Raw genomic sequence first — 14844 nt, 5'->3', positions numbered from 1 at the left:
AACACCTCCTAAACGTATGAGTCAAAACAAAAAAACAGCCCGCAAGCTGTTTATTTCTTTACTCTTCAATCGCTGATTCTTCCTCGGGAAGGTCAACGCTTCCTTCACCGCCAGCAACAGCAGGAGTGCCCTCAGTCAATGGCAGTACAGTTTTAATAGCTGTCAGTTCAAAGGTCAGGTAAACACCGTCCACATCCAGAACAACTGTTTTCTTGTCTGTGTCCACTTCATCTACTGTTCCGTATAAACCGCCGATGGTAATGACTTCATAACCCTTTTGCAGCTTGTTAAGACTTTCCATACGCTGCTGAGCCTGTTTCTTTTGAGTACGCATTTGGAAATAGGTCATCCCTACCAGTACAACCGCAAATACAATAAGCATAGTTGGATTCATATATTTTCTCCTTCGAATGTCATATATGAACTACTATAGCAGATTTCCCTTATTTTTACAAGACGATTCTGACTTTTCAAGTAAAGTCCGTCTCAAGTCGGATGAAGCATGACTGGCCTAACCACATTTTTTAAAAAGCAAAAATCAGGATGAGCAACACCCTGATTTTATGTCTTTTTATTTAAGATTTTTAACAACTTCTGCTACATGCTCAACTGTAAAGCCATATTCTTCCAGAACCTTGCCTGCTGGAGCAGATGCACCGAACTGGTCGATTCCGATAACTGCACCGTCCAGACCGACATACTTGTACCAAGGCTGGCTGGCTGCCATCTCGATCGCTACGCGGCGACGAACTGCATTTGGCAGAATTTCTTCTTTGTAGGCTGCATCTTGAGCATCAAAAAGCTCTGTTGATGGCACGCTGACAACGCGGATTTTAGCGCCATCTGCTGCAAGTGCTTTAGCAGCTGCAACTGCCAAATTAACTTCAGAACCAGAAGCCAGCAAGATGGTATCGAAATCTGCTCCTGTTTCGTAAACCACATAAGCACCTTTAGCTACCTTGTCAAAGTTTGTGCCTTCTTCGACTGTCAGATTTTGACGGGTCAAGACCAGAGCAGTCGGAGTGGATTGACTCTTAAGGGCCAGGTACCAAGCTGCCTGAGTTTCACGCGCATCTGCTGGGCGGAAAACAGTCAGGTTTGGAATAGCACGCAGACCAGCCAGATGCTCAATCGGTTCGTGAGTTGGACCGTCTTCACCAACTGCAATAGAATCATGCGTGAAAACATAAGTCACTGGTAAGCCTTGAAGGGCAGACAAACGGACAGCTGCCTTGACATAGTCTGAGAAGACGAAGAAGGTACCACCGTAAACGCGAAGACCACCATGAAGCGCCATACCGTTAAGAATTGTTCCCATAGCAAACTCGCGCACACCAAATTGGATGTTGCGGTTGAGACGGTGGACGTCGTCCTGCAGGCCATCTTCCTTGATATAGGTCATATTGGAATGAGCCAAGTCAGCAGAACCGCCGAGGAAAGTCGGAAGGACCTTAGCTGCTGCATTGAGAGCATCCTGACTGGAATTACGGGTCGCTTGAGAGAAGCCATTTTCAAGTACTGGGAAGTCTTCTGGTTTGATTTCTACTGGATCCTGACCAGCAATGATAGCTGTTACTTCAGCCGCCAATTCTGGATGGGCTTGCTTGTAGTCCTCTACTAGCTGCTTCCATGCATCATAAGCTGCTGCACCGCGCTCCGCTACATTTGTACGGTAGTCTGCATAGACTTCCTCAGGAATCTCAAATGGCGCATACTCCCAACCCAAGGCTTTACGAGTAGCTGCCGCTTCTTCTGCTCCCAGAGGCGCACCGTGCACTGCATTCGTTCCTTGCTTGTTTGGAGAACCGTAACCGATAACCGTCTTAACTTCAATCAAAGATGGTTTGCCGGAAGCCTTAGCTTCATTGATGGCTGCATCAATCGCTGCAAGGTCTGTTCCGTCTTCTACCAAGGCAGTATGCCAACCGTAGGCTTCATAGCGGGCACGAACATCTTCTGTAAAGGAATCCTTAGTCTCTCCATCTAGGTTGATATCATTTGAATCATAGAGAACAACCAGCTTGTCCAGCTTTTGCAGGCCAGCATAAGAAGCAGCTTCAGCTGAAACACCCTCCATCAAATCACCATCACCACAGATGACATAAGTATAGTGGTCAAAAATTGGATAGCCTTCACGATTATACTTAGCAGCCAAGAAACGCTCTGCCTGAGCAAATCCAGTAGCTGTAGAAATCCCCTGTCCCAGTGGGCCAGTAGTAGCATCAACACCAGCTGTGTGGCCAAACTCTGGGTGACCTGGTGTCTTAGAACCCCATTGGCGGAAGTTTTTGATTTCGTCCATGCTGACATCTTTAAAACCAGACAGATGAAGCAAGGCATAAAGCAGCATAGAACCATGTCCTGCAGACAGGACGAAGCGATCGCGGTTAATCCAGTTTGGCTCTTCTGGATTGATACGAAGTTGTTTAGTAAACAAGTCATAGGCCATCGGCGCAGCACCCATGACTACGCCAGGGTGACCTGACTTAGACTTTTCAATCGCGTCAATCCCTAAAAAGCGAATGGCATTAACTGATAATTGTGACATTAGATTCTCCTTATTTTTACTAAAATCTGTTCTGACATCAAAACAGGATAAACAATGGTCGTAGAAACGATAAAAATTGTCTCATATCTATTATAAGAAAATTATCCCTATATCGCAAGATAGGGATAATCTCATCTTTTTTATAGATTTATTATAAATCTTGAAAGCGATAACAAAAAGACCAAGAATTACACAGGTGACTGTTCACTCTTGGACTGTCAAAAAAATCTGCCCATAAGGACAGAAAAAAATAAGAAAGTGAGCATTGCTGCTCTTAAGTTCAATTGAGCTTCAAACTTGTTCCATTAAGTTTTAGCGGAACCTAGACTTCGCTTGCGCTCAGTCTGCATCAATGCCTCTAAATTCGACTGCGCCCACGGCTTGTCTCATTAAGAGGCATAGAAAAACCCAGCTATCCAAATGGTTAGCTGGGTTAGGGTTGAGCTACATCATAGTTTTAGACTATCCTGCGGCCTTTTGATGAATAGTGATGCCATATTTTTCATGGTTTTCTTCATACCAATTAATTAAGGCCATCGCAGTTTGATAAGTAATGTTCTTAATTTTGCTGGTTCCTTTAGTTAAGGTCAGGATACTCATCTTGCTGATGTTTGCATCCGTCGCAATTCGATAACTAGTTAAGGTTCCATTAACTAACAACTGAACAACAGCCTCGACTTTCCTATAGTCAGGCATAGTTGTAATATCCAACTTTTTCATAATTAAATCCTCTCCTAAAATTTAATTTACTAATCCATTATACACTTTTTTCTGACATTTACATATATAAAAACTTGAAAATGTACAAAAAAATTAGAACATAACTCATTGAAATGTCAACTTTTTCCATTTTTACAGACTTTTGATAGCCTTTTACCTCTATTAAGGTAGAAAAAAGAATTAACATTATCGTCTTTTGTTACTCTGTTAGCTCGACTTTCCATACTCCTGTTTTTTCTCCATTTTCGTATCACTAGGCCGACTGTTAAATAAAGAATAGTCGGAATCATCCCCACTGAAAGCGAGAAGAGGAAAGCCTGATTTTTTTCCACCGAGACAAATCCTAGTAATAATAAAGGATTTATAACCGCATCCTCCATAGTGTGCATAATTACTAGCGGCCATACTGACTTAGTAATTCTAAAAATCTCTGTATACATAACCGTCCAGCATGCAACAGTTATCATCCCGATAAGGAAGAATGTAAACCTTCCAACCGGCAAGGTATTTTGGATTTCTCTCTCAGACAGAAACTTCATAATGTAAGGCAGATGCCAAATCCACCAGATAAAGCCAATAAGTAGATATAGTTTTAAGTCGGATAATTTTAATTTGATTAATTGATTGGTAAGATATGCCCTCCAAACGGATTCTTCAAAAATATTTTTTATGAATTGAGTCCCTATCTGTGTGAGCAAGATTCCAAGATAGACCGTGAACTCAACCTTCACATCTGTCACTCTGATGCCTTGTGTCATCAGTCCCAAGAATATCACTATTATCGTAACAAAAAGGTAGACTAAAGAGCCATTAGGTATAATTTTTTATTATTTTTAAAATTAATGGAAAACCCTGACTCTTTACAGCCGTCTCCGCCAAAACTTCGGAGAAAGATGATACAGATTAACGGAGTTACCAGTCAAATCAGCATCCCTAAAAAGCCGCTTCCTATCTCAGTTCCGATATTTTCGTAATGAGCTTGGCCGGTTACTTTATCAACAACATAACCGTTCCAGCCACATAGAGTGCTGAGAATTACAAAGATAATGACATTGCGTTCAAGTGTAGTTATGGACTGTTTCAGCAATATCAAGATTTTGTTTCATTTTACCGATACCTTCTAAGCAATCCCGGCTTTTCTTCAGTATCAGATTTCAATGTTTTTCTTTTTATATACCTAATAGCATCATTTCTTTTAGGTTTTGCTAAGGAGAAGTAAGTTGAGATTTTGGGATAAATGCTAATTTATTTCCAGAAAGGGGATTTAATTGGAATTCCTACTTAATAAAAAAGACCTGCCTTCATCTAAGAAGGAGGTCTTTGAAAACTTGATTGACTTAGTAAGCTTTATTCTGCCTGCTTGTCTTCTTTAGATGCGGCAGCACCTTTTTCCCGGATAACTAAGACACCATCTTCCAAATCGGCCGTCAAGTGCTTAGCATCTAGATTATCCAAGTGGAAATCCGTAACCTTGTCACGAATTTGCTGCTCAATGACACGGCGGAGTGGACGTACACCCATGACTTGGTCATAACCAGCGTCGCGCAGGAATTCCTTAGCTGCATCAGATACAGCCAGATCAATTTCTTTCTTGCTCAAAGTTTGATTTACTTCGATCAGCATGAGATTGACAATCTCCATCAAATCTTCTTTCTTGAGATGAGAGAACTCAATAACTGCATTGAAACGATTGAGGAATTCTGGACGGAAGTAAGCTTTGAGTCGATCCATCAGATCAGGTTTTTCTGCATCTTCTTCTAAGCCAGCTTCATAGCCGAATCCGGCATTAGAAGTTGCAATGATGACCGTGTTCTTGAAGTTGACAGTATTCCCTTGACCATCTGTCAAACGACCGTCATCCAGAACTTGAAGGAGAAGGGTAATCACTTGTGGATCAGCCTTTTCAATCTCATCCAAAAGAATGATAGAGTAAGGATTTCGACGAACACGCTCGGTCAAGGTGTTGTTGTTATCATCATATCCGACATAGCCCGCAGTCGTACCAATTAGCTTGGAAACAGCAGTCCGATCAGAGTATTCAGACATATCCAGACGAATGATGGCCTCTTTAGTACCAAACATATCCAAAGCTAGTTGCTTAGCAAGCTCAGTCTTACCAACACCTGTCGGACCAACAAAGAGGAAGCTACCAATTGGGCGGTTCCCTTCGTCAAAGCCTGCACGATTACGGCGGATAGCCCTAGCCACAGCTTCTACAGCCTTGTCTTGACCAATGACCTTGGCTTTGAGACGGTCATTCATGCCCTTGAGACGCTCAATATCACTAGCCCCCATTTGAGATACTGGTACACCCGTCATACGTTCAACAGATTCTGCCACATCGTTGACTGTTGCAGTCACCTTCATATCCTCAGTGTGGTTTTGAATTTTCTTTTCTAGTTCTTCGATACGAGTCTTAGCATTCAGAGCTGCTTCGAAATCTTCTTTTTCAACAGCGGCTCCCTGCTTGTCTTTTTGCTCAGCGATCTCATGTTCAACCGCATGGACATCAGTTACTGGATGTTGGGCTGCCAAGTGGGCTGCCGTTACATCAACCAGGTCAATTGCCTTGTCTGGCAAGCTCCGTTGTGGAATATACTGAACAGAGTAGTCCACAGCAGCTTTCAGCACTTCATCCGGCAGGATAACATTGTGGTGCTTTTCATACAGATCCCGAATGCCTCGAAGGATCTGATAAGTATCTTCGGCAGATGGTGCATTGACCTTGACTTCATTGAACCGGCGAGCCAAAGCTGCATTTTTAAGGATGGTATTGCGGTACTCATCCTGTGTAGTAGCCCCGATAACGGTCAGCTCACCACGAGAAAGCGCCGGTTTGAGAATATCTGCCAAGCCCTTGGACCCGCTGTCTCCGCCAGTAGAGCCTGCTCCTAGGATTTGGTGGATTTCGTCAAAGAAGAGGATAATGTTGCCTGCTTCCTTGACTTCATTGACCAAGTTTTGGATATTTTCTTCAAAGCTACCACGATACTGGGTACCAGCTTCCAGACCGGAAATATCAACAGAAATAATTTCCTTGTTCTTGATAGCCGCTGGCACATCACCATTGACGATAGCCTGAGCCAATCCTTCTACGACAGCTGTCTTACCAACTCCGGCATCTCCGACCAATACAGGATTGTTCTTGGTCCGACGAGAAAGGATTTCAGCAGTTTCTTGGATTTCCTTATTGCGTCCAATGACTGGATCCAGCTTACCCTCACGTGCTTCTTGGGTCAGATTACGACCTAGCTTAGCCAGGATACCATCCTGCTTAGGTCCTTGAGCAGCAGTTTTAGCAGTCTGCTCACCTGCTCCTTGACCGGGGAGCTTGCCAGTAGCCCGGTACTGAGCAAACTCTTCCGGTGTGACCTCTCTACCATTAATCAAGTAGCGCCGGTGTTCACTGTTGTAGCCGCCCATGCGCCCCATGAGTTGATTGAAAAGGTCGTCCATATTGTTAAAATTGTTGTAGTTGTTGTTCATAGCATTGCCTCGCTTTTTTCATATTTTGCTTTACATAATTTTTATTTTTACCAAAGTTTCAGATAAGAAATCTCTTCCTTATCTACTATAAATTTTCATTTGGGAGATCTTTTCCTATCTATTATTTTACATAACTTATTTCATTTCCAAAAATCAAGACTGAGTCAGTCTCTACTTTTATGAGTGAATCAAATCTCTTTCAGACGAAAATAATTTTACATAATTTCTAATCCTCCCAAAAATAATTGCCTTCCAGCTGTATTCATACCTTCTGATTAAATTTACGTAAACTTTTTTGTTTACAGTTGTAATTTTATCATGACAGAATTTATTTGTCAATAGATTTTACATAATTTTTTAAAATAAATTTACGGTTGTAATCAAAATTGTTGTTTAGGTCCTTTTCTTTCCTATAAAAAAAGCCCTGCAGTCATGCAGAGCCTTATTTCTTTCAGCAGAATTTTTTCGTTCTTAAAAGAGTTTTCTATATAAAGCAATCGTTTCTTCTAGAGTCGGCATGAATGGATTGCCTGGCGCACAAGCATCAATCAAAGCGTTTTTAGATAGGTAATCAAAGTCAAAGTCTTTTTCTTCGATACCAAGTTCAGTGAGTTTCTTCGGAATACCAACCGTTTCAGACAGTTTTTCGATTTCAGAAATAGCATAACTAGCGCATTCTTCGTCAGTCTTGCCTTCGATTTGCAGACCAAGGGCTTTGGCAACATTGCGGAAAGCTTCTGGAACCCGTTTAGCATTTTCACGCTCTACAACTGGCAGAAGCATAGCACAGCAGACACCGTGCGGCAGATTGTAAACTGCCCCAAGCTGGTGAGCCATAGAGTGAACATAACCTAGTCCAGCATTGTTAAAAGACATACCTCCAAGGAAGATGGCATTCACCATGCCTTCACGTGCTTCAATATCATGGCCATTGGCAACCGCACGAGGAAGGTATTCCTTGATAAGTTCAATAGCTCCAATAGATAATTTCTTGGTTACACCGTAGGCTCCTGGTGTGACGAGAGCTTCGACCGCGTGAGTCAAAGCATCCATACCTGTTGCTGCTGTGAGGGCAGCTGGTTTGGATACCATGAGTTCAGGGTCATTGACTGAAATCAGGGCCAAGCTATTCTTGTCCACCATAACCATCTTAACCTTGCGTTCCTCATCTGTGATGACATAGTTAATGGTAATTTCAGCTGAAGTTCCCGCTGTAGTATTGATAGCCACCACTGGCAGACCTTTCTTAGCAGACTTGTGCAAACCTTCGTAGTCTTGTGGTTTGCCACCATTTGTCGCAATAACTGAAATACAGCTAGCCGCATCCTGTGGTGAACCTCCGCCGACACTGATGATGAAGTCACAGTTGTGTTCCTTGAGAGTAGCTACACCATCCATGACGTTCTTACAAGTCGGATTTGGCTCAACATCGCTGAAGACCACATACTTGATGCCTTCTGCATCTAGTGGTGCTAGGATTTGTGGCAAGATATCGCTGCCTTCGATAAACTTATCCGTCACCAGCAAGGCCTTGCTATAACCCAGCTCCTTAACATAAGGACCAACTTCCTTGACAACCCCCTTGCCAATAAGATTGACAGCAGGTACGTAAAATGTAGACATATATTTTCTCCTTCTGATTTATGTTGTTAATATAATGATACTGCAAAATTTTGCTTTTTGCAAGTTTTTTGTGATTTTTTTAACAAGAGGATTGATAAAAAAAGCAAAGAAATTCCCAGATAAGGATGAGGAACAAGGGCATTCCTTTCCAGAAGCAACCTTGTCCACCTCTTACCTGTTTTTTTCATTAGCTGGCAATGACACCTTTTTTCAAAATGATGTTGCCGTACAGAGCTCCCTCGCCCGTTTGGATGACCAAATAAGCTTTTTCCGCCTGCTCATAGAAAGCAAAGCGTTCAAATTCTTTAATGGCTGTACTTGGATAGTGCTTTTCTAATAAAGCCTTGTAGTCATCCCAGATGACTGGTACGGTCGGATCTCCCGGCACTACCTGCATAAGACCTGCTTGGTAGTCGCTATAGGTATCCAAGGGCAGCACAGTCAAGATAGCATCTAGCAGCGCTGGAACTCCGTGACCGTCACAGCGAACAACCCGCTGACCAATCCGATGGGCAGGGAAGTTTGCATCGGCAATGACCACTTCATCTCCGTGCCCCATCTCCATCAGATACTTGACTAACTCTGGACTTAAAATAGTTGGAATATGCTTTAACATCTAGCTTCCTACTTTCATTCTTGCTTGAAATTCTTGATAGGACCGAGCCAAATCTGAATCCTCTTGAGGCTGGTATTGCTTGGTCTTTTCTGAATCCTTGATGAGCTTTTGGGCAGTCTGCCGATCTTGAATCTCACCCAAGGTCAAAAGCTGTGCCAAAATATTTCCCAAAGCGCTGGCTTCAATCGGCCCTGTTAGGACTGGTTTCTGGCTTACATCAGCTGTCAGCTGACAGAGCAGCTCATTTTGGATACCGCCTCCGACCATGTGAATCTGCTCGATTTTCTGACCGGTCAGGCTCTCAATTTGCTCCACGGTTTGACGGTAGGCAAAAGCGAGACTTTCCAAGACCACTCGGACAACCTCTCCTTTGCTTTGAGGGACAGGCTGGTTAGTCATATGGCAACGCTCCTTGACCTTAGCCTCCATGTCTCCTGGGGCTGCAAAAATAGCATCATTGGGGTTAATCCAAGAGCGATTATTCGTGACGTTTCTTGCCAGTGTCACCATTTCAGCAAAGCTGATCTCCTCTCCTTGCAAGCGCCAGTCCCGCTGCAGTTCTTGGATAATCCAGAGTCCTGTCGTATTCTTCAAAATCCGATAGCGTCCGTCAAAGCAGCCTTCATTGGTCAGATTGGCCGCTAAAGCTTCCTGGCTGGTTACAGAATTCTGAGATTCTAGACCGACCAGAGACCAAGTGCCGCAAGAGATAAAGGCTGTTGGCTGCTCACTCGCATAAGGAATAGCCAGAACAGCTGCCGCTGTATCATGACCAGCCCCTGCAATGACATCAAATGGCTCAATTTTCAGCTCTTGGGTAATCCGTGGCGACAGGCTTCTTAGGACTTTTCCTCCCTGTGTCACCTCACCAAACCACTTTTTAGGAATCCCCAGCGTCTCAAAAACGCTGTCAGACCATGTCTGAGAATTGATATTGAGTAAACCACTGCTGCTGGCAATGGTATACTCGCTGGATAAAACACCTGACAAAAGATAGTTAATCAAATCCGGCATGAAGAGCACGCGCTCTGCAACTCTTGCCAAATGGGGCTTTTCCTGCAAATCAGCGAATATTTGCAGGACGGTGTTAATGCAGGCAGGCTGTACGCCTGTCTCCTCAAAAAGCGTCTCTTTGCTGATTTTCTTATAAAATGTTTCTTCGTATTGGCCCATACGATTGTCACGATAACAGTGCGGCTGGTAGAGTAGATCTCCGTTTTGGTCTAGGTAGGCATAGTCCACACCCCATGTATCAACGGATATGGATCGAATAGGAATCCCATCTGCTGAAGCTTTCTTGATCCCAATCTTGATTTCTCCAAACAGATGCAAAATATTCCAATAAAGACCGTCATTCACGTTCATCGGCTCGTTTTTGAACCGATGAACTTCTGATAGCTGGATACTATGGCCATTGTAAATTGCTTGCATGACACGACCTGAACTAGCACCTAGGTCAATGGCCAGTAATTTCATCAATGTCATTCTCATCTCCTCCAATACACCAATCTTTACAAATAATTTTGATTATTGGTAGAGCAATGGTTTGATTTCATCAGAGTCGATGTTCTTGGCATCATACCATTTTGATCCTGTGTCTACATCTTTGACTTCTTTCCCTTGAGCCGCTTCAATAGCTAATTTTACAGATTGATAGCCGATTTGAATCGGGTCTTGCGTAACAGAGCCTACAAAGAGACCGTTGCGAATTGCATCTTGCTGCAAGGCACCTGAGTCAAAACCGACAGCCAAAATCTTGTCTGCACCGAGCTTAGATTCCTTGAAACTGCCATTGGCATTGATGATGGCTTTGGCTGCAAATTCGTTTGACCCATAAATAGCGACTGTATCTGATTTTTCAAGCACAGTGGATGCTTCAGTCTTACCTGCCGCATCGTCTACTTGAGCTGGTACACGAACTTCAATAATCGCTTTGGCATCTGATTCAGAGACATTGTTTTTGAATTTATCGTGACCAACAACCGCAGTCTTGATGCCTTTCTTTTCTAGCAACTCAACCATCTTATCAATGAAACCGGAAGTCCGTTGTGTGATAGATAGTGAGTTTGCTTCTTGGGAAACCACCCCGATACGAATCGGCTTGTCACCCAATTTCTTTTCTAGCATCGGGAACAAGTGTTCTGCTGCATTGGCACCGGCAGCATGGTTGTCAGTAGATGCTGTTGCTTTGATTGCTCCGTCTGGTGCACCTGGAACCCCTGAGTCAAAACCAATCAGCGGGATATTCTTGGCTTGGGCTTGTTTAATAGCGTCTAGCTCTGATTCTGTGTCAAGTGCTGCTAAGGCAATCGCATCTGGATTTTTGTTAATGGCATTATTTAACTGTTCCAATTGTTCTGCGATAGCGGTTTCATTTTGAGGTCCGACAAAAGTAATCTTAGCGCCAAATTCATCTGCCGCTTGTTCAGCACCCTTATTAACGGCTTTCCAGAAGTCATGTTGGAAGCCTTTGGCAATTACTTCTACCCGATAGTCTCCACCCTTGCTGTCTGTAGCTTTATTGCTGTCTTTCTTAGAAGAGCAAGCAACTAGTCCAATCGCAGCAGCAGCCAGAAGTGCCGCAGTAGCAAATTTAAATGATTTTCTCATGATAAAAGCTCCTATTATATTTTATACACTCATATATATGATGGCAAGGGCTGTACTTATTTCTTCTTATTCTTGCGAATGAAAATATCAAAGTAAACAGCGACGATAACAACGAAACCAGTAATAAAGAGTTGATAGTGGGGTTGTAGGTCGATATATGGCAAACCAATTTTCAGGACTGACATAATGAAGACCCCGATAATGGTACCAATAACAGATCCGACACCACCAGCTAGAGAAGTTCCCCCTACTACGACACCGGCAATCGCATCCAGCTCCATACCGTTACCAGTACCTGGCAGAATCGTAGAGTAAGTGGCCGCATAAGCAACGGCAGCAAGTCCTGCTGACAGGCCGCCTATGACATAGGCCATGCCTTCCCATTTGACAACATTGACCCCAGACAGACGAGTGGCTTCTTTATTGGACCCAATCGCGAAGATATAGCGGCCAATTTTTGTCTTGTTCAATACTACCGCAGCAAGGACAGCCACAAGCACCAGCACGATCAAGCCTGTCGGGAAATTATCCTGAGTTCGGAATAAATCTTTGTACCAACCTTCACCTGTTCCACGAAGAGGGAAAGTCACACTTTGGACATTTGAGACAATGGAGCTCAGACCGCGGGAAATCATCATCGTACCCAGCGTCGCAATAAAAGGCGGCAAACCGAATTTTGCGACCATGATTCCATTGAGTAGGCCGAATAATCCTCCAATGACTAGAATGGCCAGCAAAGACAGCCAGAGCGGCCAGCCCATCTTGGTATGAAGGACGCCCCCGATAATAGCCGAGCACATCATCACCGTACCAATAGAGAGATCAATACCACCTGTAATGATGACAAATGTGACCCCAATGGCGAGGAAACCAATGTAATATGACGCATCTAAGATACTGACTACCGTATCAAACGAACGAAATGATTCGCTGGAGATGGCAAAGAAGGCAAAGATTACCACCAAGGCAATCAAGGCAATCAGCTTTTGTAAACCAACTGTTTTTTCTAATTTCATCCATAAGGATTGTTTCTCTTCCATACGTAAACACCTCTGTTTTCACTTTTAACGGTCAGTCGCTAGCGCCAAGATTCTCTCTTGTGTTGCTTGGCTAATATCCAGCTCACCCGTTTTTCTACCTTCACACATGACTACGATTCGATCGCTCATCCGTAAGATTTCCGTCAGTTCTGACGAAATCATGATAATGGATTTGCCTTGCGCAACCAGATCATTCATCAGTGTGTATATTTCACTTTTGGCACCGACATCAATTCCTCGTGTCGGCTCATCAAAGATTAAAATATCACTATTTTGTTCCAGCCATTTGGCAATGACTACTTTCTGCTGGTTCCCTCCCGAAAGATTGCGGACCAGCTGTTTGGATGACGGTGTCTTGGTATGTAAAGATTGAACAAACTGATCACTTGCCTTGACAATAGCACCATCATCAATCAAGCCAGCCTTGATATACTTATCAAGATTGGTTATAACCGTATTGTTGGCAATGGTCATGTCCACGATACAGCCAAAGCGCTTGCGGTCTTCAGATAAGTAACCAATCCCTTCCCGAATGGCATCTTGGGGAGAATTGATGCTTACTTCTTTCCCATTTATAACAATGGAACCGCTTTCTTTTTTGTCTGCACCAAACAGCAAACGGGCAACTTCTGTCCGACCGGCTCCCATCAATCCTGAGAAACCTAGAATTTCGCCCTTATGGAGTTTGAAACTCACATCTTTAACGGCCGTTCCTGCACAGAGGTTTTTCACCTCTAGCACCACAGGAGCATCTTCTGCTACTGTTGACGCAGCCTTAGGATCTTCATAAATCGTCCGTCCAACCATCATCGAGATGATTTCATCTTTGGTGGTATCTTTGGTATTGACCGTGCCTACATACTCACCGTCCCGCATAACAGTCACGCGGTCTGTGATTCGGGCAATCTCATCCATCCGGTGAGAAATGTAGATAATACCGACACCTTTTGCACGCAGGTCGTCAATGATGACAAAGAGCTCATTGATTTCCGATTCAGTCAGAGCTGCAGTCGGTTCGTCAAAGACAATCACCTTGGCATCCATTGAGAGGGCCTTGGCAATTTCGACCATTTGTTGTTTCCCAACTGTCAGATTTCCTACTTTTTCAGTTGGGTTGATGTCTAGTTTTAAGAGACTAAAGAGTTCTTTTGCTTTCTTAACACTGGATGCATCGTTAATGAAGAAGCTGCCTTGAACTTCTTCCCGTCCAATAAAGATATTTTGAGCCACTGTTAGATGGTTCATCATATTCAATTCTTGATGAACGATAACAATCCCAGCATCCATTGCTTCCTTGGGCTTGGAATAGACCACCTCTTCTTGATTGTAATGAATGGTACCCTCATTTGCTCCATAGATACCAGTCAAGACCTTCATCAAAGTGGATTTACCAGCCCCATTTTCACCCATTAGAGCATGCACTTCACCAGCCCGCAAGTCAAAATTGACTCCTTTTAAGGCTCGGACTGGACCGAAACTTTTAACAATGCCCTTCATTTCTAATATGACAGGATGATCCATGCTACTCACCTACCTGTTCCAGTTTTGCAATTCTTGCTTTTAAATCTTCAATTTCTTCTATTTGATTGAGAAATACGGAAGCCAATTCGAGTAATAAATGGCTATTCATAAAATGGTCCTGAGCATGGACCGCCAGCAGACTTGGAGGATTGGCTTGACCACTCAGTTCAGACTGGATAAGGCTGGTCTGTAAGTTGTGAGCCTCCACGCTGAGTTTTCTCGCTTGTTCCAACTCAGCATTTGCTTCCTCCTTCTGACCTGACTGAGCCAACTCCAAACTCTGCATGACTTGCGCAGTCACTTTACTACTCTTGACAATCAGTCGCATCAGCTCTTGGCTTGAGCTTTTGTCTTGTCCTGCCATAGGCCTAGTCCATCAATACTTCAGCCTGACGAAGCACTTCTTCGCCTCTCATCAACTCGAAATCTTCATCACTAATGACTGCGACTGGCACCTGCAGGCTTGCTTTAGCCTTTTCTTCTAAATAGGCTAATTGCGGGCTGAGCAATAAGACATCAATATTCTTCAAGTTATTCATGCCGGTAATCCCAATGGAATAAAAGGAATAATCTAATTGGTCACGATGAATAACTTCATTGATTCTCTCTACCAACATGCTGGTTGTTAAGCCACCTACACAGGCTAGAATAATTGTCTTGGTCATCTAAGCTACTCTCTT

13 protein-coding genes are annotated in these 14844 nt (G+C 43.5%); all 13 read right to left on the bottom strand.

Annotated features, from left to right (window positions below):
* Positions 1–58 precede the first annotated feature (58 nt).
* The 13 genes from yajC to RP262_RS00680 all read right to left on the bottom strand — a co-directional run bounded on the left by yajC (position 59) and on the right by RP262_RS00680 (position 14829).
* Positions 59–394, bottom strand: coding sequence for a preprotein translocase subunit YajC (gene yajC / locus RP262_RS00740; protein WP_002902228.1), 336 nt, complete (start codon positions 392–394; stop codon positions 59–61).
* A gap of 177 nt (positions 395–571) precedes the next feature.
* The gene (tkt, locus tag RP262_RS00735) at positions 572–2548 is read right to left on the bottom strand and encodes a transketolase (RefSeq protein WP_311153962.1); all 1977 of its coding nucleotides are present in this window, start codon (positions 2546–2548) and stop codon (positions 572–574) included.
* Between the two features lie 462 nt (positions 2549–3010).
* Positions 3011–3268, bottom strand: coding sequence for a hypothetical protein (locus RP262_RS00730; RefSeq protein WP_002893837.1), 258 nt, complete (start codon positions 3266–3268; stop codon positions 3011–3013).
* Positions 3269–3384: 116 nt separating this feature from the next.
* Positions 3385–4026, bottom strand: coding sequence for a CPBP family intramembrane glutamic endopeptidase (locus RP262_RS00725; RefSeq protein ID WP_311153987.1), 642 nt, complete (start codon positions 4024–4026; stop codon positions 3385–3387).
* A 589-nt stretch (positions 4027–4615) separates the two neighbouring features.
* Complete coding sequence (locus RP262_RS00720) at positions 4616–6754, bottom strand: ATP-dependent Clp protease ATP-binding subunit (protein ID WP_311153961.1); 2139 nt, start codon at positions 6752–6754, stop codon at positions 4616–4618.
* Positions 6755–7225: 471 nt separating this feature from the next.
* Positions 7226–8377 carry an iron-containing alcohol dehydrogenase gene (locus RP262_RS00715; protein WP_311153960.1) on the bottom strand — a complete coding sequence of 384 codons (1152 nt, stop codon included), beginning with the start codon at positions 8375–8377 and terminating at the stop codon, positions 7226–7228.
* A 187-nt stretch (positions 8378–8564) separates the two neighbouring features.
* A complete protein-coding gene (locus RP262_RS00710) occupies positions 8565–8993 on the bottom strand; it encodes an RbsD/FucU domain-containing protein (protein ID WP_311153959.1) in 429 nt (142 codons plus the stop codon).
* The gene (locus RP262_RS00705; RefSeq protein ID WP_311153958.1) at positions 8994–10478 is read right to left on the bottom strand and encodes a rhamnulokinase family protein; all 1485 of its coding nucleotides are present in this window, start codon (positions 10476–10478) and stop codon (positions 8994–8996) included.
* A gap of 42 nt (positions 10479–10520) precedes the next feature.
* A complete protein-coding gene (locus RP262_RS00700; RefSeq protein WP_311153957.1) occupies positions 10521–11603 on the bottom strand; it encodes an ABC transporter substrate-binding protein in 1083 nt (360 codons plus the stop codon).
* Positions 11604–11659: 56 nt separating this feature from the next.
* Positions 11660–12643 carry an ABC transporter permease gene (locus RP262_RS00695; protein WP_004185311.1) on the bottom strand — a complete coding sequence of 328 codons (984 nt, stop codon included), beginning with the start codon at positions 12641–12643 and terminating at the stop codon, positions 11660–11662.
* Between the two features lie 24 nt (positions 12644–12667).
* Positions 12668–14164 carry a sugar ABC transporter ATP-binding protein gene (locus RP262_RS00690; protein WP_311153956.1) on the bottom strand — a complete coding sequence of 499 codons (1497 nt, stop codon included), beginning with the start codon at positions 14162–14164 and terminating at the stop codon, positions 12668–12670.
* Between the two features lies 1 nt (position 14165).
* Positions 14166–14528, bottom strand: coding sequence for a PTS lactose/cellobiose transporter subunit IIA (locus RP262_RS00685; protein ID WP_311153955.1), 363 nt, complete (start codon positions 14526–14528; stop codon positions 14166–14168).
* 4 nt (positions 14529–14532) lie between these two features.
* The gene (locus tag RP262_RS00680) at positions 14533–14829 is read right to left on the bottom strand and encodes a PTS sugar transporter subunit IIB (protein WP_002916544.1); all 297 of its coding nucleotides are present in this window, start codon (positions 14827–14829) and stop codon (positions 14533–14535) included.
* Positions 14830–14844 lie beyond the last annotated feature (15 nt).

Origin of the sequence: uncultured Streptococcus sp., assembly GCF_963456385.1 — a bacterium.
Lineage (GTDB): Bacteria > Bacillota > Bacilli > Lactobacillales > Streptococcaceae > Streptococcus.
The sequence above is the reverse complement of the archived record's forward strand: the minus strand, read 5'-3'. Positions and strand labels throughout refer to the sequence as shown.

Excerpts from the sequence above, each read along its gene's own strand:
- RP262_RS00730 (WP_002893837.1), bottom strand. The coding sequence starts at position 3,268 with ATGAAAAAGTTGGATATTACAACTATGCCTGACTATAGGAAAGTCGAG.
- RP262_RS00705 (WP_311153958.1), bottom strand. The coding sequence starts at position 10,478 with ATGACATTGATGAAATTACTGGCCATTGACCTAGGTGCTAGTTCAGGT.
- RP262_RS00690 (WP_311153956.1), bottom strand. The coding sequence starts at position 14,164 with ATGGATCATCCTGTCATATTAGAAATGAAGGGCATTGTTAAAAGTTTC.
- RP262_RS00720 (WP_311153961.1), bottom strand. The coding sequence starts at position 6,754 with ATGAACAACAACTACAACAATTTTAACAATATGGACGACCTTTTCAAT.
- RP262_RS00680 (WP_002916544.1), bottom strand. The coding sequence starts at position 14,829 with ATGACCAAGACAATTATTCTAGCCTGTGTAGGTGGCTTAACAACCAGC.
- tkt (WP_311153962.1), bottom strand. The coding sequence starts at position 2,548 with ATGTCACAATTATCAGTTAATGCCATTCGCTTTTTAGGGATTGACGCG.
- RP262_RS00700 (WP_311153957.1), bottom strand. The coding sequence starts at position 11,603 with ATGAGAAAATCATTTAAATTTGCTACTGCGGCACTTCTGGCTGCTGCT.
- RP262_RS00725 (WP_311153987.1), bottom strand. The coding sequence starts at position 4,026 with ATGACACAAGGCATCAGAGTGACAGATGTGAAGGTTGAGTTCACGGTC.
- RP262_RS00710 (WP_311153959.1), bottom strand. The coding sequence starts at position 8,993 with ATGTTAAAGCATATTCCAACTATTTTAAGTCCAGAGTTAGTCAAGTAT.
- RP262_RS00715 (WP_311153960.1), bottom strand. The coding sequence starts at position 8,377 with ATGTCTACATTTTACGTACCTGCTGTCAATCTTATTGGCAAGGGGGTT.
- yajC (WP_002902228.1), bottom strand. The coding sequence starts at position 394 with ATGAATCCAACTATGCTTATTGTATTTGCGGTTGTACTGGTAGGGATG.
- RP262_RS00695 (WP_004185311.1), bottom strand. The coding sequence starts at position 12,643 with ATGGAAGAGAAACAATCCTTATGGATGAAATTAGAAAAAACAGTTGGT.
- RP262_RS00685 (WP_311153955.1), bottom strand. The coding sequence starts at position 14,528 with ATGGCAGGACAAGACAAAAGCTCAAGCCAAGAGCTGATGCGACTGATT.